The sequence below is a fragment of the Streptomyces sparsogenes genome, from assembly GCF_001704635.1.
GTDB classification, from domain to species: Bacteria; Actinomycetota; Actinomycetes; order Streptomycetales; family Streptomycetaceae; genus Streptomyces; species Streptomyces sparsogenes.
The window spans coordinates 34,751-56,435 of record NZ_MAXF01000013.1 but is presented as its reverse complement, the minus strand read 5'-3'; the positions used below and the strand labels follow the sequence as shown (position 1 = coordinate 56,435).

The following is a 21,685-nucleotide window of genomic DNA, read 5'->3' as shown; positions in this document are numbered from 1 at the left end:
ACCGCTCCTCGGCGCGGCTGCCTGCGGAATCTCTGATTCCGGGGGCGGTCGCCCCATGAATTCGGGGAATCCTTCCTCCGCGGACCTTGCCGAATGGGTGGCCAGGAAGCCGCGTAGGGGTGATCATGAGAGTCCAGAGCGCACTTCCCATGAGGAGGCACGGGTGGCCGAGACTCTGAAGAAGGGCAGCCGGGTGACCGGCGCCGCGCGCGAAAAGCTCGCGGCAGACCTGAAGAAAAAGTACGACTCCGGTGCGAGCATCCGGGCGCTGGCCGAAGAGACCGGTCGCTCCTACGGATTCGTCCACCGGATGCTCAGTGAGTCGGGCGTGGCCCTGCGTGGTCGCGGTGGAGCGACGCGGGGCAAGAAGGCCACAACATCGGCCTGAGGCCCCAAGCGCTTCGTATCGGTGGGTGTGAGCGGTGCCACCCGGTTGATCGGACCGTCGGCCGGGTGGTTACTGTTCAGTCACTTAGTCGTGTGACCGCACCCCCGGAGGCTTCTGTGACCCTGCTGGACAAGGACGGCGTTCACCTCACCGTGGACGACTCGGTCGCCACGGTGACCCTGACCAACCCCGATAAGCGCAACGCCCAGTCGTTCGCGACCTGGCGGGCGCTGACCGAGGCCGGCCGGGCGCTGCCGGGCAGCGTCCGGGTGGTGGTGCTGCGCGCCCAGGGCAAGTCCTTCTCCGCCGGGCTCGACCGGCGGGCGTTCACCCCGGAGGGGTTCGACGGCGAACCGTCCTTCCCCGAGCTGGCGCGCCGCTCCGACGCGGAGCTGGACGCGGTCATCGCCGGGTACCAGGAGGCGTTCACCTGGTGGCGGCGGCCCGACCTCGTCTCCGTCGCCGCCGTCCAGGGGCATGCCATCGGCGCGGGCTTTCAGCTGGCCCTCGCCTGTGACCTGCGCGTCTGCGCGGACGACGCGCAGTTCGCCATGCGCGAGACCAGCCTCGGGCTGGTCCCCGACCTCACCGGCACCCATCCGCTGGTCTCCCTGGTCGGCTACGGCCGGGCGCTGGAGATCTGCCTGACCGGCCGCTTCGTCCACGCCGAGGAGGCCGAGCGCATCGGCCTGGCCAACCTGGTCGTGCCCGCCGCGGAGCTCGACGCCGCGGCCCGTGATCTGACGGCGGCCCTGCTCGCCGCGCCGCGGGACGCCGTGATCGAGACCAAGGCGCTGCTGCGCGGGGCGGGGGAGCGGACGTACGAGGAGCAGCGCGCCGCCGAGCGCGCCGCCCAGGCCCGCCGGCTGCGCGACCTGACGGGCGTCGCCGAGTAGGAGCGAGGGGGCCCGGGCGCCCTGCGCGCCCGGCCCGCCACAGCACACACCGCCACAGCACACACCGCCACCGCACACACCGCCACGGCACACACCGGTCCCGCACACACCGGTCCCGCGCCGCTACGCCCGCACCGCTTCGAGCACGAGCACCGCGAGGTCGTCGTCGATCGGCTCGGGGCCGAAGTCGTGGGCGGCGCGCCGGACCCGCTCCGCCACCGCCCTGGCGCCCAGGCCCGTACACCCTCGCAGGATGTCGGCGAGGCCGTCGTCGTCGTCCAGCTGCCGGTTGCCGCTGCGGCGCTCGGTCACCCCGTCGGTGACGCACAGCAGCGTCTCGCCGAGCGCCAGGTCGAAGGTGTCGGCGTGGAACTCGGCGTCCTCGTCGATGCCCAGCAGCATCTGGGAGCTGCCCGTGGTGACCACCGACCCGTCGGCGGTGAGCCGCAGCGGCAGCGGATGCCCGGCGCTGGCCAGGGTGCAGTGGGCGCCGCCGGTGGCCGGGTCGGGCTCCAACTCCCCGTACAGCAGGCTCAGGAAGCGCGGCCGGGCCTGCTCCCCGCCGACGGCCACGGCCTCCGCGCCCTCCTCCAGCAGCGCCTGGTTCAGCCGGGAGAGCACCGACTCGGCGCCGTGGCCCTCGCGGGCCAGCAGCCGGACGAGATGGCGGGCCAGCCCGGTCACCGACATCGCCTCCGGGTCGCTGCCGCACACATCGCCGAGCAGGAAGCACCAGCGGCGGCGGCCCATCGGGAACAGGTCGTAGAAGTCGCCGCCGACGGTCTGGCCCTCGCCGTGCGGCTCGTACACGATCGCCGTGTCGACGCCGGGGATGTGGGCGAGGGAGGTGGGCAGCTGCCGACGCTGGAGCGCGCGGCTGATGGTCGCCTGCCGGGTGTACCGCCGGGCGGTGGCCACCGCCTGGGCGACCCGACGGGCCACGTCGCCCGACAGCCGCGCCACGCCCTCGTTCAGCTGGGGCACGCCCGCGCGGCCCAGCAGCAGCACGCCGTGGCTGCGGCCCTGGGCGAACAGCGGGAACGCCACCGCGGCCCCGCCCGCGCCGCGGCTGTCCGCGGGCTCGGGCCAGGGCCAGGGGGTGCCCGAGGCGTCCAGTCCGGTCGGCGGCGGATGGCTCTCCAGCGCCAGCCGCAGCGCGTCGTTGCGGCGCTCGTCGCTGTGCCACACACGGCACAGCCGCAGCCTTCGGCCCTCGGCGCTCAGCCACACCGCGCACCAGTCGGCGAGCCGGGGCACCAGGAGCTGCCCGGCGAGGGCGGCGACCATGTTCTCGTCGAGCTGCCCGGCGAGGAGGTCGCTGGCCTCCGCGAGGAACGACGGCCCGCCGCGGTCCACCCACCCGGCTGCCCCGTCGCGGTGCCGCGCCGGGGCGGCCGGGGCGAGGGTCTTGGCGAAGCGCGCCTCGCCGCCCACCGTGTCGCCCGGGACGGCCTCGGCCCCGGCCCCCTTCCGCGCGGCGTCCAGCCGGAACCACACCGCCTTCCGGGTGCGGTGGTAGGTCACCCCCCAGGACTCCGCGAGCGCGCCCATCAGCTGGAGCCCGCGCCCGCGGCGCCGGGTGCCCTGGCCGCCGTAGACCGCGCTGGCGGGGTGGAGGTCCATCACCTCGACCACGACGCCCGGGGGCGTGGCCCGCAGCCGGCAGACGACCTCGACCTCGGTGCCCGCGTGCAGGACGGCGTTGGTGACCAGCTCGCTCACCAGGAGCACGGCGTCCTCGGTCAGCCGGTCGCCGAGCGGGCGGGGGCCGAGGACCGCCGTCGCGCCCGGGCCGGTGAGCGCGGTGCGGACGAACGCGCGCGCCGCCGCGGGCGCCCCCAAGGTCCCGGGCAGCGTGGTGCGTGCGACGGACTCCCGCGAGAGAGGAAGCAAGGCTCCCACCTGCTGCTCCTGGCACTGTGGGCGATGAGGTGATTTAGCTGCCATGTTATGACACGCACCGTGGCGTACCAGGAGAGATCCGGGGCGTGCGAACCGGGCCCTGAGGGCCTCAGAAGCCGTGCAGCGCGCCGCCGTCCACCGGGAGCATGAGGCCGGTCAGGTAGGACGCGGCCGGCGACAGCAGGAACGCCGCCGTCCGGCCGAACTCCTCCGGCTTGCCGTAGCGCCGCAGCGGGATCTGCTCGCTGTGGCGGGCGCGGGCCGCCTCCGCGTCGCCGGACAGCGCGTCCAGCTCGCGGACCCGGTCGGTGTCGATACGGGCCGGCAGCAGGCCGACGACCCGGATGCCGCGCGGGCCCACCTCCTGCGAGAGGGACTTCGCGAAACCCGCCAGGCCCGGCCGCAGCCCGTTGGAGACCGTCAGGCCCGGGATCGGCTCGTGGACGGAGCCGGAGAGGACGAAGCCGATCACACCGCCGGCGGGGAGCTCCGCGGCGGCGCCGCGGGCCAGGCGGACCGCGCCGAGGAAGACCGAGTCGAAGGCCGCCTGCCACTGGGCGTCGGTGATGTCCGCCGTCGGGCCCGCCGGGGGCCCGCCGACGCTGATGAGCACGCCGTCGAAGCCGCCGAAGCGGTCGCGGGCCGTGGCGATAAGGCGCTCGGCCGTGGCCGGGTCGGCGTTGTCCGCCGCGACGCCGACGGCGCCCGGGCCCAGCTCGGCCGCGACCTCCGCCGTGGTTTTCTCGTCGCGTCCCGTGATCACGACCTTCGCGCCGTCGGCGACCAGCTCCCGGGCGGCCGCGAGGCCCAGCCCTCGGCTGGCCCCGGTGAGGACGTACACCCGGTCTTTGAGTCCAAGATCCATGGGCTCAGTCTGCCCTGCGGTCCTCGGCGAGCGTAAGGGCGGTCCGCACCAGGCCGATGTGGCTGAACGCCTGGGGGAAGTTGCCGAGCAGCCGGCCCGATTTCGGGTCGTACTCCTCGGACAGCAGACCCACGTCGTTGCGCAGCGACAGCAGGCGCTGGAACAGGGTCTCGGCCTCCTGCCGGCGGCCGGCCAGCATGAGGGCGTCGGCCAGCCAGAACGAGCAGACGAGGAAGGCGCCCTCGGAGCCGGGGAGGCCGTCGACATTGCCGCCGTCGTCGCCCCCGTGGTCCCCGTCGGTGGTGTAGCGGCGGATGAGGCCGTCGTGGCTGAGCTCCCGGCGGACCGCGTCGATGGTGCCGATCACCCGGGGGTCGTCCGCGGGCAGGAACCCGACGCGCGGGATGAGCAGGGTGGCCGCGTCCAGCTCGGCGGAGCCGTAGGACTGGGTGAAGGTGGAGCGGGTGTCGTCGTAGCCCTTCTCGCAGACCTCCCGGTGGACGGTCTCCCGCATGACGCGCCAGCGGTCGATGTCGCCGGGCAGCTCGGGGTGGGCCTCCAGGGCGCGCACCGCCCGGTCGGCGGCGACCCAGGCCATCACCTTGGAGTGCACGAAGTGGCGGCGCGGGCCGCGGATCTCCCACAGGCCCTCGTCGGGGTCCTGCCAGGCGGACTCCAGGAAGTCCATCATGGCGCGCTGGATCTGCCAGGCGTGCGGCTCGGCGGGCAGGCCGGAGCCCCGGGCCAGGTGGAAGGAGTCCATCACCTCGCCGTAGACGTCGAGCTGGCGCTGGCCGACCGCGCCGTTGCCGACCCGTACGGGAGCGGAGTCCGCGTAACCCGGCAGCCAGGGCAGCTCGTACTCATGGATCCGGCGCTCGCCCCCGAGGCCGTACATGATCTGCAGCTCGGCGGGGTCGCCGGCGATCGCGCGCAGCAGCCAGTCGCGCCAGGCGGCCGCCTCCTCGCGGTAGCCGGCCAGCAGCAGGGCGCTCAGGGTGAGGGTGGAGTCGCGCAGCCAGCAGTAGCGGTAGTCCCAGTTGCGGACCCCGCCCAGGCGCTCGGGCAGCGAGGTGGTGGGGGCGGCGACGATGCCGCCGGTGGGCGCGTAGGTCAGCGCCTTGAGGGTGATCAGGGAGCGGACCACGGCGTCCCGGTGGGGGCCCTGGTAGCGGCATCGCGCGGCCCAGGCGCGCCAGCCCTTCAGGCTGTGGTCGAGGGCTTCGTACGGGTCGATCTGGCGCGGCCGGGGCTCGTGGGAGGGGTGCCAGGTCAGCACGAAGGCGACCTTGTCCCCGGCGGAGACGGTGAACTCGGAGCGGGTGCTGAAGTCCTGGCCGTAGGTGTGCACGGCCGGGTCGGAGCGCAGCCACACCGAGTCGGGGCCGGCGACGGCGACGTGGTGGCTGTCGCTGCGGCGCACCCACGGCACCACCCGGCCGTAGTCGAAGCGCAGCCGCAGGACGCCGAGCATCTCGACCCGGCCGCGGACGCCCTCGACGATGCGGACGACATCGGGGGCCCGGTCGCGCTGTGGCATGAAGTCGATGACCTTGACCGTGCCGCCGGCCGTCTCCCACACGGACTCCAGGATGAGGGAGTCCTCCAGGTAGGCGCGGCGGGTGCACGCGCCCGCGCCCGCCGGGGCGAGCCGCCAGTGGCCCTGGTCGAGGCCGCCGAGGAGGGCGGCGAAGCAGGCGGGGGAGTCGAAGCGCGGCAGGCACAGCCAGTCGAGGGAGCCGTCACGGCCGATCAGGGCGGCCGTCTGGTGGTCCCCGATGAGTGCGTAGTCCTCGAGTGCCGAAGTCACATCGGGCATCTTCCCGGCGCGTCGGCGATTAGTCGCTACTCGGCGTCGGCCCCGGCGCGGGCCGGCTGGGCCCCGGATCCGCCCCTGGCCTGCGACGCGCCGCCGCCCGGCCCGGCGTCCTGCCCGGCTTCCGGCTCGGTGTCCGGCCCGGCGCCCGGCTTCGGGTCCGGCCCGTCCCCCGAGCCGGCCTCGGCCTCGGCGGCCCGCGCGGCCGCCCGGTCCTTCAGCTCGCGGCGGACCAGGATCACCCAGCCGATGGGCACACCGGCGGAGAACAGCCACCACTGGATGGCGTACGCCATGTGCGGGCCGATGCCGCTGTGATCCGGCGCCGGGACCGGCTCCGGCTGGCCGGCGCCCTTCGGGGAGGACGTGGTCAGCTCGATGTAGCCGCCGAGGACGGGCCGGGGCAGGGACTTCGCCTGCCGCTCGCTGTTGATCAGCATGACCTGGCGGGCGGGCAGCCCCGGCTTGTCCTTGATGCCGCTGTTCCCGGTCGTCTCGTCGGCCTTGAGCCGCCCGGTGACGGTGACCTCGCCGGAGGGGGCGGCGGGCACCTTGGGGAAGCGGGTGAGGTCGTTGCCCGCCGGGATCCAGCCGCGGTTGACGAGGACGGCCCGGCCGTCGTCCATGACCAGCGGGGTGATCACGTAGTAGCCGATGGACTGCTCGTCGGCGGCGGTCCGCTGGCGCACGACCACCTCGTGCCGGGTGTCGTACCGGCCCTTGGCGGTCACCGTGCGCCACATGTCGTCGTGGGCGACGGTGCGCCCCGGGGCGGTGAGCCGGTCGACGGGGACCGCGGGCGCGGCCAGGCTCTTCGCGATCAGCTCGTTCTGCGCGACCCGGTGCTCATGACGGTGGAGCTGCCAGAAGCCCAGTCGGATCATGACCGGGATCAGGACGAGGCCCACCAGAGTGAGGATCACCCACTGCCGGGACAACAGGAAGCGGTACACGTCCTTGACAGTACTCGCCGTGGGTCGCCCCCCGGCCGCTGGGGGCACCGAGGGGCGGTCCCGCGCCGCCGGCGGGCGGGCTCACACGCGGTCGATGATCCCCACCCTCCCTTCGGCCCGGGAGCAGTGGGCGCCGCAGTAGAAGTGGCCGTCCACCTCCACGCCCTGGCCGATGATCTGGCACCGGCAGTGCTCACAGATGGGCGCCATGCGGTGGATGGCGCAGGAGAAGCAGTCGAAGACGTGCACCGCGCCCTGCGCGTGCACCTCGAACGTCATGTGGTAGTCGTTTCCGCAGACCTCGCAACGTGCCATGGGGCACAGGGTGCGGGCTGCGGCCGCGGTGGGGGAGCGGCGGGCGGGCGTGTTGGTCCGACTTCACCTGTTTGGTGCGGGGGCCACGTCCCGCAGCAGCTGGGTGAAGGCCGCCTCGTCGATGACCGGGGTGCCGAACGAACGCGCCTTGGTGATCTTGGAGGTCGCGGCATCCGGGTCATTGGTGACCAGCAGGCTGGTGAGCCGGGAGACGCTGGTGGCCACATGCAGCCCGGCCTCGACGGCCTGGTCCTCCAGCAGCTCGCGGTCGATCGAGGTGTCGCCGGAGAACGCCACCCGCATGCCCTGCACCAGCCGGCCGCCCGGCTCGTAGCGCCCCGGGTTGGGGTAGGGGCAGGCCGGGCGCTTGCGGCTGGGGCGCCAGCCGGCGGAGCGGTACGAGCGCTGGTAGCCGATCGGGCGGGGGGCGTCGGACCACTCGGTCAGCGGCTGGCAGGCGAGCAGGGGCAGCCGCAGCCCGGTCGAGGCGGCCGCGTGCAGGCTCGGCCGGAAGGTCTCGGCGAGCACCCGGGCGTCGTCCAGGGCGTGGTGGGCGCGCCGCTGGACGACCCCGTAGTGCGCGGCGAGGGACTCCAGCTTGTGGTTGGGCAGCGGCAGGCCCAGCTCCTTGGAGAGCGCGATGGTGCACAGCCGCTGCCGCACCGGCGCGGCGCTGCCCGCGCGCGCGTACTCCCGGGCGAGCATCGACCAGTCGAAGACCGCGTTGTGCGCGACCAGCACCCGGCCGTCCAGGCGCGCGGCCAGCTCCTCGGCGATCTGGCCGAACAGCGGGGCGTCGGCCAGCACCTCGCTGGTCAGGCCGTGGATCCACACCGGCCCCGGGTCGCGCTGCGGATTGACCAGGGTGTACCAGTGGTCCTGCACCGCGCCGCGCCCGTCCAGTTGGTAGACGGCGGCGGAGACGATCCGGTCGTCGCGGGCGAGCCCGGTCGTCTCCACGTCGACGACCGCGTACCCCTCGGGATAGCCGTCCGGCCACGGGTCGGGCGGCGGGGTGAGCTGGGGGGCGAGCCGTGGTGCGGCCGCCGTGCGGTCTTCGAGCATGGTCCATGAGGATACGGGCCCCCGCCGACAGTCCGCCGCCACCACCCCAAGGGGCGGCCCGCCCGGCTCCTCTGACGCGGCGTCGGAGCATGCGTACGGGCCGCCGGGCGAACCCGCCCGACGGCCCGTGCATGGCGCCAGTTCTACTGGGTGACCTACTGGGTGACCGCGTCCAGGGCGTCCGCGATCCCCGCCCCGTAGAAGCCGTTGTACGCGGCGTTGCCCTCGCACACCGCGTCCGCCTTGCCGTCCCCGTTGATGTCGTACGGGTCGGGGCAGGCGGTGTCGTCGGCCTGGGCCTTGAGCAGCGCCTTGACCTGCCACGCGGAGGCGTGCGGGTGGGTGCTCTTGATGAGCGCCGCGACCCCGGCCACGTGCGGGGAGGCCATGGAGGTGCCCGCCATGTAGCCGTACTTGCCGCCGGGGAGGGTGTTGTAGATGAGCCCGCTCTCCGCCGGGGGCGCCGGCTTCTGGTAGGCGGTGCTGTCGCCGCCGGGGGCCGCGATGTCAATCACGCCGAGGCCGTAGTTGGAGAAGGAGGACTTGAGCCCCTTGGCCCCGGTCGAGGCCACGGTGACCACACCCGGCAGCTGGGTGGGGATGTCCAGGCAGGTGCGGGGGTCGATCTCCCGGTCGCCGGGGGTGGTGTCGTTGGGGCTGGAGGGGTCGGTGATGGAGTCCGCGGCCAGGTCGTAGTTCTCGTTGCCCGCCGCGGCCACGTTGACCACGCCCTTGCCCTCCGCGTACCGCGAGGCGCGGGTGACGGCCTCGACCAGGGCCTTCTGGTCCGGGTCGGTGGTGCAGTTGAAGTACCAGGGGTCGGTGTAATAGCTGTTGTTGGTGACGTCCACGCCGTGGTCGGCGGCCCACACGAAGCCGCACACCACGGCCTCGGTGTAGAAGAAGCCGTCCGGGTTGGACACCTTGATGCCGGAGACCTTGACGCCCGGGGCCACCCCGGTGACGCCGATGCCGTTCTTCGCGGCGGCGATCTCCCCGGCGACATGGGTGCCGTGCGGGCTCTCGGAGGCCGAGGGCCGCCAGGCTCCGTCGGCGGTGTTCGGCTTGCCGCTGACGCAGTTGACCGACGCCTTGCGGTCGAAGTTGGGGGCCAGGTCGGGGTGGGTGTCGTCCACGCCGGTGTCGATGACGCCCACGGTGACGTCCCGGCTGCCCAGGCTCTTCTCATGGGCCTTGTCCGCCTTGATCGCGGGCAGGTCCCACTGCAGCGGCTCCAGCGGGTCCTGCCCCGCGGTGGCCCGCGCGGCCACGGCCTTCTGCTGCTTCTCGGTCAGCATCCGCGGCGCGCCGGTGTCGGTGGTGGACTGGGCGGGCAGCGGGGCGGTGCGGGTGGCGCCCGCCGAGGAGACGCCGCGCACGGTGCGGATGGTCTTGGCGAAGTCGGGGTTCGCGGAGTGGACCACGATGACGCCGATCCGGTCGTACGACACGACGACGCTGCCGCCGGCCTTGGCGATGGCCTCCTTGACCCGGGCCGTCTGCTTGGCGCCGGGCCGGGTGTTGACGACGTAGCTCAGCGACGGGCCGTCGGCCGCGGCGGCGGTGGCCTGGGCGCCGCCGTCCGCCGAGTGGCCGGCGGCGGTGGCGCTCGTGGGCAGGAAGGCCAGGGCGGAGGTGAGCGCCAGGGCCGCGGGTATCGCGGCGGCGCGCACGGGCAGGGAGAGGGAGCGCGACGTCATGGGTACTCCGGTTCTTCCGGTCTTCAGGGATGGGCGGGCGTGGGGGACGTGAGGGGTCACCGGGCGACCGCGTCCAGCGCGTCGACGATGCCGTAGCCGTAGAAGCTGTTGATGTGCTTGGTGCCGGTGCAGGTGGCGTCCGTGTCGCCGTCACCGTCGGGGTCGTACGCACCGGTGGGGCAGCCCGGGTTGTCCGCCTGGGCCTTCAGCAGCCACTGGATCTCCTGCGGGCTGGAGCTGGGGTGCGCGCTCTTCAGCAGCGCCGCGACCCCCGCCACATGGGGCGAGGCCATCGAAGTGCCCTGGAGGTAGGCGTAGTCGCCGCCGGGCATCGTGGACAGGATGCGGCCGTCCTTGGCGGGCAGCTCGGGCACCTGGTACTTGTCGCCGCCCGGGCCCGCCACGTCGATCTGGCCCAGGCCGTAGTTGGAGTAGTACGACTTCGCGGAGGTGACGCCGGTCGCCGCGACCGTGACCACGCCCGGGAGCTGGGCGGGCACGTCCGGGCAGGCCGACGGGTCCACGGTGCGCTCCACCGGGGTGGTGTCGTTGGGGCTCGTGGTGTCGGTGAGCGAGCCGGCCGCGAGGTCATGGCCGGAGTTGCCCGCCGAGGCGACGTTGACCACGCCCTTGCGCTGCGCGTACGCCGAGGCCCGGCCGACCGCGTCGGCGATGGCCTTCTGGTCCGGGTCGGCCGCGCAGTTGTACTTCCAGGGGTCGACGTAATAGCTGTTGTTCGTCACCTCGACGCCGTGGTCGGCCGCGAAGACGAAGGCGCACACCACGCTCTCCGCGTAGAACAGGCTCGTCGTCGGCTCGCTGACCTTGATGGCGGAGACCTTCACGCCGGGGGCCACACCGGCCACGCCCACGCCGTTGCGGGCGGCGGCGATCTCCCCGGCCACATGGGTGCCGTGGTAGTCCTCGGCCGGGTCGAACGGGCGCCAGGCGCCGGGGCTGGTGTCGGCGACGCCGCCCACGCAGCTGGCCGACTGGGCGCGGGAGAAGTTGGGGGCGAGGTCGGGGTGGGTGTCGTCCACGCCGGTGTCGATGACGGCGACGGTCACCTTGCGGCTGCCCGGGTCCACCTTGGCGGCCCGGTCGGCCTTGATGGCCGGGAGGTCCCACTGCAGGGGCTCCAGCGGCTCCTGGCCGGCGGTGGCCCGCGCGGCGACGGCCTTCCGCTGCTTCTCCGTCACCTTCTCGGGCCGGCCGACCTCGGTGGTGGCCGCGGCGGTCAGCGGCGCGGTGCGGGTGGCGCCCGCCGACTGGACGCCGCGCACCTGGCGGATCGTCTTCGCGAAGTCGGGATCGGCCGAACGGGCGACGATGACGCCTATGGGTTCGTAGGCGGTCACCACCGTGCCATGGGACGCGGTGATCGCCTTCTTCACCGCGCCGACGGTGCCGCGGTCGGTGGCGGTGTTGACCACGTACGACAGCGTGGGGCCGTCGGCCGTGGCCGCGGAAGCGGGCGCGCCCCGGGGGATGGCCGAGGCCGCCTGGGGGAGCAGGACGAGGGACGCGGTGAGCGCCAGCCCGGCCGGCACCGCCGCCAGGGCGCGCCGTCGTCTGATGCCTGGTCGTCCGGTACCTGGGTGTGCCGGTCTGTGATGAGCCATGGGGTCTCCACATCATCCGTGCAGACCGCCCGGCGCGAGTCGCGCGTGGGCGGGTACATGACGAGCGAAACTATCGTCGATCAAGGACCCTCTCAAGGCATTCCGGAGGAAATCCCGCCACAGCACCCGGAGTCAATCGCTCCGCCGACTTATTCGCCCCTTTCAACTACCAGCCCCTGTCGCGCGCCCCCCGGTCGCCCTACGATGCGTGATCCGGATCACTACAACCGCCGTATCACGTCCCCGTCAGACGCCACCTCACCAGGAGAGACCGTGGACACCGCGCCGGCCAGCGATCGCCCCGACGATCAGCGACAGCAAGAACCACCCCCCTACGCCGAGGTGCAAGCGAGTGCGGAGTTCGGTGAACTGCGCCGCGCCCACCGCTCGTTCGCCTTCCCGCTCACCATCGCGTTCGTCAGCTGGTACCTGCTGTACGTCCTGCTCTCCAACTACGCGGACGACTTCATGGGCACCAAGCTGGTCGGCAACATCAACGTCGCTCTGGTGTTCGGCCTCGCCCAGTTCCTGACCACCTTCCTCATCGCCTGGTGGTACTCCCGCCACGCCGCGGCCAAGCTCGACCCGCGGTCGGCGGCGATCAAGTCAACCCTGGACGGTGGAGCATGAACCTGCATCAGCTCGCGGTCGACAGCGCCTCGGACCACCGGCCGCTGATCATCACCCTCTTCTCGGTCTTCGTCCTCGCGACCCTCGGCATCACCGTATGGGCCGGCCGCCAGACCAAGGACGCCACCGACTTCTACGCCGGCGGCCGCTCCTTCAGCGGCTTCCAGAACGGCCTGGCCATCTCCGGCGACTACATGTCCGCCGCGTCCTTCCTCGGCATCGCCGGCGCCATCGCGCTCGCCGGCTACGACGGGTTCCTCTACTCGATCGGCTTCCTCGTCGCCTGGCTGGTCGCCCTGCTGCTGGTCGCCGAGCCGCTGCGCAACACCGGCCGCTACACGATGGGCGACGTGCTCGCCTTCCGGATGCGCCAGCGCCCGGTCCGCACCGCCGCCGGCGTCTCCACCATCGTCGTGTCGATCTTCTACCTGCTGGCCCAGATGGCGGGCGCCGGCGTGCTGGTCTCCCTGCTGCTGGGCATCACCAGCGAGGCCGGGAAGATCCTCATCGTCGTCCTCGTGGGCGTGGTGATGATTCTCTACGTGTCCATCGGCGGCATGAAGGGCACCACCTGGGTACAGATGGTCAAGGCCGTCATGCTGATCGCGGGCGCCCTGCTGATGACCTTCCTGGTGCTGCTCAAGTTCGACTTCAACGTCTCCGACCTGCTGGGGAAGGCGGCGGAGAACACCAAGCTCGGCCACGCGTTCCTGGAGCCCGGCCTGAAGTACGGGGTCACGGGCACCACCAAGCTGGACTTCATCTCGCTCGGCCTCGCCCTCGTGCTCGGCACCGCGGGCCTGCCGCACATCCTCATCCGCTTCTACACCGTCCCCACCGCCAAGGCCGCCCGTAACTCGGTGAACTGGGCGATCGGCATCATCGGCGCGTTCTACCTGATGACCATCGCACTGGGCTTCGGCGCCGCCGCGCTGCTGAACAAGACCGACATCACCACATCGAACAAGGCCGGCAACACGGCCGCACCGCTGCTCGCCGAGGAACTCGGCGGCCCGGTCCTGCTCGCCGTGATCTCCGCGGTCGCCTTCGCGACGATCCTCGCCGTCGTCGCCGGACTCACCCTCGCCTCCTCGTCCTCCTTCGCCCACGACCTGTACGCCAACGTCATCCGCAAGGGCGAGGCGACCCAGGAGGAAGAGATCAAGGCCGCGCGCTGGGCGACCGTCGGCATCGGCGCCGTCGCGGTCGTGCTCGGGGTCTTCTCCCGCGACCTCAACGTCGCCGGGCTCGTCGCTCTCGCCTTCGCGGTCGCCGCCTCCGCAAACCTCCCGACGATCCTCTACAGCCTGTTCTGGAAGCGCTTCACCACCCAGGGCGCGCTGTGGTCCATCTACGGCGGACTGATCTCCTCCGTCGTTCTGGTGCTCTTCTCGCCGGTCGTCTCCGGCAAGGAGAGCTCCATGTTCAAGCACGCCGACTTCGACTGGTTCCCGCTGGAGAACCCCGGCCTGATCTCCATCCCGCTCGGCTTCCTGCTCGGCTGGGTGGGCTCCCTGCTGTCCAAGGAGAAGCCGGACAAGGACAAGTACGCGGAGCTGGAGGTCCGCTCGCTCACCGGCTACGGCGCCCACTGACGGAGCGCCCCGGCACCCCCGGCGGCGGCCCGCCACGGACCCGCCCGACCGCGCCATCGGACCCGTGCGACCTCGAATGTCACAGGCGTCGCGTACGCTGCGAGACAATTGAGTGAAGCGTGAAGAAGGCGCGAAGCCGAGCACCAACGAGTCCGTGGAGGGGCCGCCGCCATGCTGATCGACACCTACGGTCGCGTCGCGACGGATCTGCGCGTCTCCCTCACCGACCGCTGCAATCTGCGCTGCACCTACTGCATGCCCGAAGAGGGCCTCCAGTGGCTCGCCAAGCCCGACCTGCTCACCGACGACGAGATCGTCCGGCTGATCCGGATAGCCGTCACCGACCTCGGCGTCACCGAGGTCCGCTTCACCGGCGGCGAGCCGCTGCTGCGCCCCGGGCTCGTCGGCATCGTCGAGCGCTGCGCCGCCCTCACCCCCCGCCCCCGGATGTCGCTCACCACCAACGGCATCGGCCTGGAGCGCACCGCCCGGGCCCTGCGCGACGCCGGCCTGGACCGGGTCAACGTCTCGCTGGACACCCTGCGCCCCGAGGTCTTCCAGGCCATGACGCGGCGCAAGCGCCACGCCGACGTCCTGCGCGGCCTCGCGGCGGCCCACGCCGCCGGGCTCACCCCCGTCAAGGTCAACGCGGTGCTGATGCCGGGGCTCAACGACGACGAGGCCCCCGACCTGCTCGCCTGGGCCCTCGAGTGCGGCTACGAGCTGCGGTTCATCGAGCAGATGCCGCTGGACGCCCAGCACGGCTGGAAGCGCGAGGGCATGATCACCGCCGGGGACATCCTGGCCGCCCTGCGCACCCGCTTCACCCTCACCCCCGAAGGGGACGACGAGCGCGGGTCCGCGCCCGCCGAGCGCTGGCTGGTCGACGGCGGCCCCGCCCGCGTCGGGGTCATCGCCTCCGTCACCCGCCCCTTCTGCCGCGCCTGCGACCGCACCCGGCTCACCGCCGACGGACAGGTGCGCACCTGCCTGTTCGCCCGCGAGGAGTCCGACCTGCGCGGCGCCCTGCGCTCCGGCGCGCCCGACGCGGAGATCGCCCGGCTCTGGCGCCTCGCCATGTGGGGCAAGAAGGCCGGCTCCGGCCTGGACGACCCCTCGTTCCTGCAGCCCGACCGCCCGATGTCAGCGATCGGCGGCTGAGGCCCACTCCTCCAGGGTCACCACGTCCTTCAGGAAGCCCCGCACCCCGAGGAACTCGGAGAGATGGCCGCGGTGCTCCTCACAGGCCAGCCAGGTCTTGCGCCGCTCCGGCGTGTGGATCTTCGGGTTGTTCCAGGCCAGCACCCAGACGGCGGGGGCCCGGCAGCCCTTCGCTGAGCAGATGACGGCGTCGGTCTCGGAGGCGGACTCGGCAGTGTTCACACCGCAGACTCTACGGAAGCCGCGCCGGACATGGCGACGCCGGGCAGCCACGGGGGGAGCCGCCCGGCGTCGGTCCATCGCTCCGACGGGGGATGCGGAGCGCGTACGAAGTATGTCACGAGCGATGGGGCACAGTGCAGCGGAACCGCGCAATTGATCTGAGGTTTTCCTGAGCTTACGGAATCGGCCCAGGTCAGCCGCGCTCGGCGCGTCCATGCTCGGAGGACGCCGCGGCGTCTTCCGCGTCCGATTCCGCCCCGGCCGCCCCCGAATCCCCCTTCTCCTGGCCCGAGATGAGCATCGGGCGGTGCGGCACGGGGATGAAGGTGGAGGGGAGCGAGGGGGCGTTCTCCCGGCCCGCGTTCGCTATCACCACGGCGATGTACGGGAGCACCGCACCCAGCACCAGGGCCACCACGGCCACATGCCGCTCCACGTTCCACAGCACCGCGGCCAGAATCACGGACACGGTCCGGATCGACATGGAGATGATGTACCGCCGCTGCCGGCCGCGCACATCGTCGGCCAGCCCCTGCCGGGCCCCGGTGATCCGGAAGACCTCGGTTTCACTGTGCTTCCGCATCACGTTCCACCACCCGATCGCCACGCCGGAACTCCCCGCTTCCGGACGTACCCCACGTTACGCCCGAAGTCCTGGGGGTACGCGAGTGGGGCACCCTGGAGGGTGGTGACGTCGCTACGCCGTACCGCCTACGGCCGACTACGGCGTGCGTCGCATCACGCCCGCCCGAAAACTGAACCCATACGAACACGCGCGCCGCGCGGGGCCTGCGCCCGCCGCGCGGCGCGTCGGGAGGCGATCATGAACTGGCTGTGGGCGATCATCGTAGGTCTGATCCTCGGTGTGCTCGCCAGGGCCATCCTGCCGGGCAGACAGCCCATCCCGCTCTGGCTGACGACGATCTTCGGAATCCTCGGCGCCATCGTGGGCAACGCGGTGGCGAGCTGGGTGGGGGTCCGGCACACCTCGGGCATCGACTGGTGGCGCCATCTGCTCCAGGTGGCCGGAGCGGTGGTCATCGTCGCGCTGGGCACGCCCCTGTACGCCTCGATCCGCGGCGGACGGCGCAGGGAACGGGCCTGAGCCGAGCCCGAGCCTGAGCCCGACCGGGTGGACGCCCGGTCGGGCTCAGGCTCCGGCCTCGGGCTCAGGCTCCTGCCTCGGCCTCGGGGGCGGCCTGACCGGCTACAGCCCCCGCAGCCGGGCGATCTTCCGCCCCGCCTTGAGGTACACACTCCCCGAGTCGGCCGCGAGCCCGGCACCCGCCAGGGCCTCCGCCACCACCTCGGCCAGCGGCCGCACCGCCTGCGCCTCGGTGAGCACCGCCGACTCCTGCCCGCCCTCGGTCTCGACGACCAGGCGCAGACCGTTCTGCTTGGCCACCCGACGGGCCGCCGAGGCGCTCGGCTGGAACTCCAGCACCTTGCTCAGCACGGCCGCGACCGACTCGCCGCCGTGCTCCGCCACATCGACCTCCGGCAGCGTCTCGACGTCCGTGAAGGACTTCTTCGAGAACTGCGCCACGAACCCCGCGCGCGCCGCCATCGCCGCCGCCACGCCGTACAGGGCCGTCACCACCTCGCCCGCCAGGACCTTCTTCAGGTCCATCGGGTGCAGCGACCGGTCCTCCAGGCGCGCCTTGACCACGTCGATCTCGCTGTCGGTCCACTCCGTCCAGGCCCGCAGATACGGGGCCATCAGCCGGTCCGGGATCGACATGATCTTGCCGAAGACGTCATCCGCCGGCGCGGACAGCGGAATGTAGTTGCCCTTGGACTTGGACATCTTGGCGCCGGTGCCGTCCGTGCCCTCGATCAGCGGCATGGTGACGACCAGCTGCGGCCGCTGCCCGCGCAGCTCCATCAGCTTGCGGCCCATCTGCAGATTCAGCAGCTGGTCCGCGCCGCCCAGCTCCACGTCGCACTCCAGCGCGACCGAGTCCAGCCCCTGGGCGACCGGGTAGAGCAGCTCCGACATGGTCAGGCCGTGGCCCTCGGCCAGCCGCTTGCGGAAGTCCTCGCGCTGTAGCAGATGCGAGGCCGGGACCTGGGCGAGCAGCCCCAGCAGCTCCGGGAAGGTGTACGGCGCCAGCCACTCGCTGTTGCGCCGGAAGCTGACCTTCTCGAAGTCGAAGAACGGCCGGACCTGGTCCTGGTAGCCCGCCAGATTCGCGGCGATGTCCTCGTCGGTGAGCGGCGGCCGCTCCGCCGTACGCCCGCTGGGGTCGCCGATCTTCGCGGTGAAGTCGCCGATGAGCAGGGTGACGTCGTGCCCCATCCGCTGGAAGCGGCTGAGGACGATCATCGGCACGGTGTGGCCGAGGTGCACATCGGCGGCCGTCGGGTCGATGCCCAGCTTGATGCGCAGGCCCCGGCCCGCCGTCCGGCACTCCTCGATCCGCTCGGCCAGCTGGTCCACGCCCGGCAGGACCTCGACCGTACGCGCCGCGATCAGCTCGGCCTGCTCCTTCGCCGACAGGTCCGTCAGGTCCAGATAGCGCCGGGAGCCCGTCTCCTCGAGCAGCTTCTCCACGGTCGTGTCGGAGGAGAGGTCTGCGGTGAGCAGTGCGCTGGCGCGGGCGACGGATTCGCCGAGGCGTGTCATGGCGTTCCTGGTTTCCTGGTGGTGGTCGGGACTGGTGGTGGTCGGGACTGGTGGTGGTCGGGAATCGACGGTGACGGATGGGCGTGGACCAGTCTATTCGCCCCGTTCAGACGCCCTTGCTGACGGAGCTCATGTTGAAGTCCGGGATCCGCAGCGCGGGCATCGCGGCCCGGGTGAACCAGTCGCCCCACTCGCGCGGCAGCGTCCGCTCCGTACGGCCCGCCTCGGTGGCCCGGGACAGCAGGCTCACCGGCGACTCGTTGAACCGGAAGTTGTTCACCTCGCCGACGACCTCACCGCCCTCCACCAGATAGACCCCGTCCCGGGTCAGCCCGGTGAGCAGCAGCGTCGCCGGATCGACCTCGCGGATGTACCACAGGCAGGTCAGCAGCAGACAGGGCCCGCCGCCCTCCGTCGCCGCCACCATCTCCTCCAGCGAGCGCGGCCCGCCGCCCTCCAGGATCAGATTGTCGACCCCCGGGGCCACCGGCAGATCCGTCAGACCCGCCGTGTGGCGCGTGGTGATCAGCTGGTTCAGCACCCCGTCCCGGATCCAGTCGGTGGCGGTCAGCGGCAGCCCGTTGTCGAACACCGACGCGTCGTCCCCCGACGAGTGCGCGATCACGAACGGAGCCGCCTCCAGACCCGGCTCCGCCGGGTCGCTGCGCAGCGTCAGCGGCAGCTCCGTCAGTTTTTCCCCGACGCGCGTGCCACCGCCCGGCTTGGAGAAGACCGTGCGGCCCTCCGCCGCGTCCCGCGCCGCCGAGGACCAGAACTGGTAGATCAGCAGATCCGCGACCGCCGTCGGGGGCAGCAGCGTCTCGTACCGCCCGGCCGGCAGCTCCACCTTCCGCTGCGCCCACACCAGCCGCCGGGCCAGCTCGGCGTCGATCGCGGCCGGGTCCACGTCCGTGAAGTCGCGCGTCGCCTGCCCCGCCCAGGCCGAGCGGGTGCGGTCCGGGGACTTGGCGTTGATCTCCAGGCTGCCGGTCGGCTGGTCGTGGCGCAGCCGCAGCCCCGTGGAGGTGCCCAGATAGCTGGTCACCACCTCGTGGTTGGCGAACCCGTACAGCTCCCGCCCGCCCGCGCGGGCCTGCGCGAAGGACTCGCCGAGAGCGGGCGCGAAGGCCGCGAACACCTCCGAGGACGTCTCGTCCGGCGCGTCGGTGAACCCCGCCGAGGCCGCCGCCCCGCCGCCGGCCTCCACCAGCGGCTGGGCGTCCTCCGCCGGCCCCGCCTCCCGCGCCGCCGCCTCGGCGGCTCGCACCAGCGGCTCCAGGTCCTCCGCGGTGACCGCCGACCGCGACACCACGCCGGAGGCGGTGCCCCGGCCGCCGTCCACCGTGGCCACGACCGTGAGCGTCCGGCCGCGGGTCACCCCGTTGGTCGTCAGGGCGTTGCCCGCCCAGCGCAGATTGGCGGTGGAGGTCTCGTTGGCGATCACCACACAGCCGTCCGCCCGGGACAGCTCCAGGGCCCGCTCGACGATCTCGTGAGGCTTGTTCACGCCGCTCATCCTTCTCCCTTGTTCGCCCCGCCGCGGTAGCGGCTGATGTCACGGTCGCCCGCGCGGCGCAGAGGCGCGGGAATCGTCGTCGGCAGCGACCCGGCGGCCGCGCGTGCGTCGCTCACGAGCTACCCGCCTCCTGCGTGGTGTTCAGAATGTTGATGTTCCGGAACAGGGCGGACGGGCAGCCGTGCGAGACCGCGGCGATCTGGCCCGGCTGGGCCTTGCCGCAGTTGAACGCCCCGCCCAGGACATACGTCTGCGGGCCGCCGACCGCGCTCATCGAACCCCAGAAGTCGGTGGTGGTGGCCTGGTACGCGAAGTCCCGCACCTGGCCCGCCAGCCGCCCGTTCTCGATCCGGAACGCCCGCTGCGCGGTGAACTGGAAGTTGTAGCGCTGCATGTCGATCGACCAGGAGCGGTCGCCCACGAGATACAGCCCCCGCTCGACCCCGCCGATCAGCTCCTCGGTCGAGGGCCCGTCCGGCGCCGGCCGCAGCGACACGTTCGCCATCCGCTGGACCGGCACATGGCCGGGGGAGTCGGCGAAGGCGCACCCGTTGGACCGCTCGAACCCGGTCAGCCTGGCGATCCTGCGGTCCAGCTGGTAGCCGACCAGCGTGCCGTCGCGCACCAGGTCCCAGGACTGCGCGGCCACCCCCTCGTCGTCGTACCCGATCGTGGCCAGCCCGTGCTCGGCGGTGCGGTCACCGGTGACGTTCATGATCTCGGAGCCGTACTTCAACTTGCCGAGCTGGTCGAAGGTGGCGAACGAGGTGCCCGCGTACGCCGCCTCGTAGCCCAGCGCCCGGTCCAGCTCGGTCGCGTGCCCGATCGATTCGTGAATCGTCAGCCACAGGTTCGACGGATCGATCACCAGGTCGTACGCCCCCGCCTCGACCGACGGCGCGCGCATCTTCTCCGCCAGCAGCTCCGGGATCTCGGCCAGCTCCGCGTCCCAGTCCCAGCCCCCCGCCCCGGCCAGGTACTCCCACCCGCGCCCCACCGGCGGCGCCAGGGTGCGCATCGACTCGAACTCACCGCTGTCCGGATCCACCGCCACCGCGGTGAGCTGCGGATGCAGCCGGACCCGCTGCTGGGTGGTCGTGGTGCCCGCCGTGTCCGCGTAGAACTTGTTCTCCTGCACCGTCAGCAGCGACGCGTCCGCGTGCGCCACGCCGTCGGCCGCCAGCAGCCGCTCACTCCAGTCCGTGAGCAGCCCCGTCTTGTCCGCGTCCGGCACATCGAAGGGGTTGATCTCGTACGACGAGACCCAGGTCCGGTCCGCGTGCACCGGCTCCGCGGCCAGCTCCACGCGCTCGTCCGACCCCGAGGCCTGGATCACCTGCGCGGACAGCTTCGCCATCGCCACCGCCTGCGAGGCCACCCGCGCCGCCGCGTCCATCGTCAGGTCCACCCCCGACGCGAACCCCCAACTCCCGCCGTGCACCACCCGCACCGCGTACCCCAGGTCGGTGGTGTCCGACGACCCCGCCGGCTTGCCATCCCGCAACCGCCACGCGGCGCTGCGCACCCGCTCGAGCCTGAAGTCGGCATGCTCGGCCCCCAGCGCACGGGCGCGCGCGAGCGCCGCGTCGGCGAGGGCGCGCAGCGGCAGTGCGAGGAAAGACGGATCGATCTCATGCGGCACGGGCGACTCCCCTTCGGTCGGTGGTTCCCTCTGTGTCCGGTGCGTCCGGTCGATATGTGTCCGTCGGAAGTGAACCATGCCGCTACGGCCCAGGTGCGGCTATTTCCCGCCGAGCCCGGGGGCGGGGCCGGGGGCCCGGGGCCGAGCCGGGGGACAGCGGGCGGCCGTAGCGAGGGCCGTACCGGCCGTTGGACCGGGGCGCACGCAGCACGGTCGTGGCGGCGTCGATGCTGGTACCGGTGGTGGGCGTGGCCCTGCTGCTGGCCACCCCTGCGGGCCACGTCTGGCCGTTCGCGACGGCGGCGCTCTTCCTCGGCATCGGCAACCAGGCATGGCCGGCCGCCCACGCGGCCCTCGTGGCCACGGTCGCCCACGGCCGCGAACGCGACGCCGCCCTCGCGGCAGGCCGCGCCCTGCGCAACGCCGCCCTGGGCATCGGCGCGCTCCTCGCCACCGCCTGCCTGGCGGGCGGCACCACCGCCTTGCGGTCCCTGGCAGCCGCCACCGGCCTCGCCTATCTCGCCGCGGCCGCCTTGGCCTGTTCGGTCCACCTCCACGCGCGTCCGACCGCTGCCTCGGCCGAGGACGGGGCCGACAGGGTCGATGGGGTCGACGGAGCCGAGGGGCCCGCGCCCCGGATGCGCGTGCTGCTGGCCGCCAACGTGATCTACGTCTTCTGCCTTAACGTCCCGGAAATCGCGCTCCCCCTGGTCCTGGTGACCCAGTTGCACGCGTCTCCGGTGTGGTCGGCGGCCATCTTCGCGTCCAGAG

19 protein-coding genes and 1 pseudogene are annotated in these 21,685 nt (G+C 72.6%); 7 read left to right on the top strand and 13 right to left on the bottom strand.

The window, feature by feature from the left end:
• The first annotated feature begins 163 nt into the window (after positions 1–163).
• The gene (locus BBH68_RS01250; protein WP_065958307.1) at positions 164–388 is read left to right on the top strand and encodes a helix-turn-helix domain-containing protein; all 225 of its coding nucleotides are present in this window, start codon (positions 164–166) and stop codon (positions 386–388) included.
• 116 nt (positions 389–504) lie between these two features.
• Entirely contained in the window at positions 505–1,284 is a 780-nt protein-coding gene (locus tag BBH68_RS01245) for an enoyl-CoA hydratase/isomerase family protein (protein WP_065958305.1), read from the top strand.
• A 123-nt stretch (positions 1,285–1,407) separates the two neighbouring features.
• Here the strand turns inward: BBH68_RS01245 and BBH68_RS01240 are convergent, their stop codons facing one another.
• The 8 genes from BBH68_RS01240 to BBH68_RS01205 all read right to left on the bottom strand — a co-directional run bounded on the left by BBH68_RS01240 (position 1,408) and on the right by BBH68_RS01205 (position 11,522).
• A complete protein-coding gene (locus BBH68_RS01240; RefSeq protein WP_076971071.1) occupies positions 1,408–3,231 on the bottom strand; it encodes a SpoIIE family protein phosphatase in 1,824 nt (607 codons plus the stop codon).
• Between the two features lie 64 nt (positions 3,232–3,295).
• Positions 3,296–4,051 (bottom strand): SDR family oxidoreductase, encoded by a 756-nt coding sequence (locus BBH68_RS01235; protein ID WP_065958298.1) that lies wholly within the window; start codon positions 4,049–4,051, stop codon positions 3,296–3,298.
• Positions 4,052–4,055: 4 nt separating this feature from the next.
• Complete coding sequence (locus BBH68_RS01230; protein WP_104531194.1) at positions 4,056–5,861, bottom strand: glycoside hydrolase family 15 protein; 1,806 nt, start codon at positions 5,859–5,861, stop codon at positions 4,056–4,058.
• Between the two features lie 35 nt (positions 5,862–5,896).
• Positions 5,897–6,820, bottom strand: a complete 924-nt coding sequence (locus BBH68_RS01225) for an SURF1 family cytochrome oxidase biogenesis protein (protein WP_065958293.1) — start codon at positions 6,818–6,820, stop codon at positions 5,897–5,899.
• Positions 6,821–6,901: 81 nt separating this feature from the next.
• Entirely contained in the window at positions 6,902–7,135 is a 234-nt protein-coding gene (locus BBH68_RS01220) for a hypothetical protein (RefSeq protein ID WP_076971072.1), read from the bottom strand.
• 63 nt (positions 7,136–7,198) lie between these two features.
• On the bottom strand, positions 7,199–8,200 hold the full coding sequence (locus BBH68_RS01215; protein WP_065958288.1) for a DEDDh family exonuclease: 1,002 nt from the start codon (positions 8,198–8,200) through the stop codon (positions 7,199–7,201).
• Positions 8,201–8,355: 155 nt separating this feature from the next.
• Positions 8,356–9,900 carry a S8 family peptidase gene (locus BBH68_RS01210; RefSeq protein WP_065958286.1) on the bottom strand — a complete coding sequence of 515 codons (1,545 nt, stop codon included), beginning with the start codon at positions 9,898–9,900 and terminating at the stop codon, positions 8,356–8,358.
• A gap of 56 nt (positions 9,901–9,956) precedes the next feature.
• Positions 9,957–11,522: a S8 family serine peptidase gene (locus BBH68_RS01205; RefSeq protein WP_065958283.1), complete on the bottom strand. Its 1,566-nt coding sequence runs from the start codon at positions 11,520–11,522 to the stop codon at positions 9,957–9,959.
• Positions 11,523–11,795: 273 nt separating this feature from the next.
• Between BBH68_RS01205 and BBH68_RS01200 the strand changes: the two genes are divergently transcribed.
• From BBH68_RS01200 to moaA, 3 genes are all read left to right on the top strand, one after another.
• Positions 11,796–12,152, top strand: a complete 357-nt coding sequence (locus BBH68_RS01200; protein ID WP_065958281.1) for a DUF485 domain-containing protein — start codon at positions 11,796–11,798, stop codon at positions 12,150–12,152.
• Entirely contained in the window at positions 12,149–13,747 is a 1,599-nt protein-coding gene (locus tag BBH68_RS01195) for a solute symporter family protein (protein WP_065958279.1), read from the top strand. Before BBH68_RS01200 ends, BBH68_RS01195 begins: the two co-directional genes overlap by 4 nt.
• Before the next feature lie 171 nt (positions 13,748–13,918).
• A complete protein-coding gene (gene moaA / locus BBH68_RS01190; RefSeq protein ID WP_065958277.1) occupies positions 13,919–14,908 on the top strand; it encodes a GTP 3',8-cyclase MoaA in 990 nt (329 codons plus the stop codon).
• Here moaA and BBH68_RS01185 read toward each other — a convergent pair.
• Positions 14,891–15,130 carry a hypothetical protein gene (locus tag BBH68_RS01185; protein ID WP_065958275.1) on the bottom strand — a complete coding sequence of 80 codons (240 nt, stop codon included), beginning with the start codon at positions 15,128–15,130 and terminating at the stop codon, positions 14,891–14,893. The genes moaA and BBH68_RS01185 overlap by 18 nt on opposite strands.
• Before the next feature lie 193 nt (positions 15,131–15,323).
• Entirely contained in the window at positions 15,324–15,713 is a 390-nt protein-coding gene (locus tag BBH68_RS01180; RefSeq protein WP_065958421.1) for a DUF3099 domain-containing protein, read from the bottom strand.
• 240 nt (positions 15,714–15,953) lie between these two features.
• Between BBH68_RS01180 and BBH68_RS01175 the strand changes: the two genes are divergently transcribed.
• The gene (locus BBH68_RS01175; protein ID WP_065958273.1) at positions 15,954–16,235 is read left to right on the top strand and encodes a GlsB/YeaQ/YmgE family stress response membrane protein; all 282 of its coding nucleotides are present in this window, start codon (positions 15,954–15,956) and stop codon (positions 16,233–16,235) included.
• Positions 16,236–16,337: 102 nt separating this feature from the next.
• Here BBH68_RS01175 and tyrS read toward each other — a convergent pair whose 3' ends face one another.
• From tyrS to BBH68_RS01160, 3 genes are all read right to left on the bottom strand, one after another.
• Positions 16,338–17,756 carry a tyrosine--tRNA ligase gene (gene tyrS, locus BBH68_RS01170; RefSeq protein ID WP_065958271.1) on the bottom strand — a complete coding sequence of 473 codons (1,419 nt, stop codon included), beginning with the start codon at positions 17,754–17,756 and terminating at the stop codon, positions 16,338–16,340.
• Between the two features lie 106 nt (positions 17,757–17,862).
• Complete coding sequence (locus BBH68_RS01165; RefSeq protein ID WP_065958268.1) at positions 17,863–19,272, bottom strand: metallopeptidase TldD-related protein; 1,410 nt, start codon at positions 19,270–19,272, stop codon at positions 17,863–17,865.
• Positions 19,273–19,384: 112 nt separating this feature from the next.
• The gene (locus tag BBH68_RS01160; RefSeq protein WP_065958266.1) at positions 19,385–20,914 is read right to left on the bottom strand and encodes a TldD/PmbA family protein; all 1,530 of its coding nucleotides are present in this window, start codon (positions 20,912–20,914) and stop codon (positions 19,385–19,387) included.
• Between the two features lie 182 nt (positions 20,915–21,096).
• On the opposite strand from BBH68_RS01160, the pseudogene BBH68_RS01155 reads away from it, so the two are divergent.
• Positions 21,097–21,681, top strand: a pseudogene (locus BBH68_RS01155) (MFS transporter); the annotation flags it as partial.
• Between the last annotated feature and the right edge of the window lie 4 nt (positions 21,682–21,685).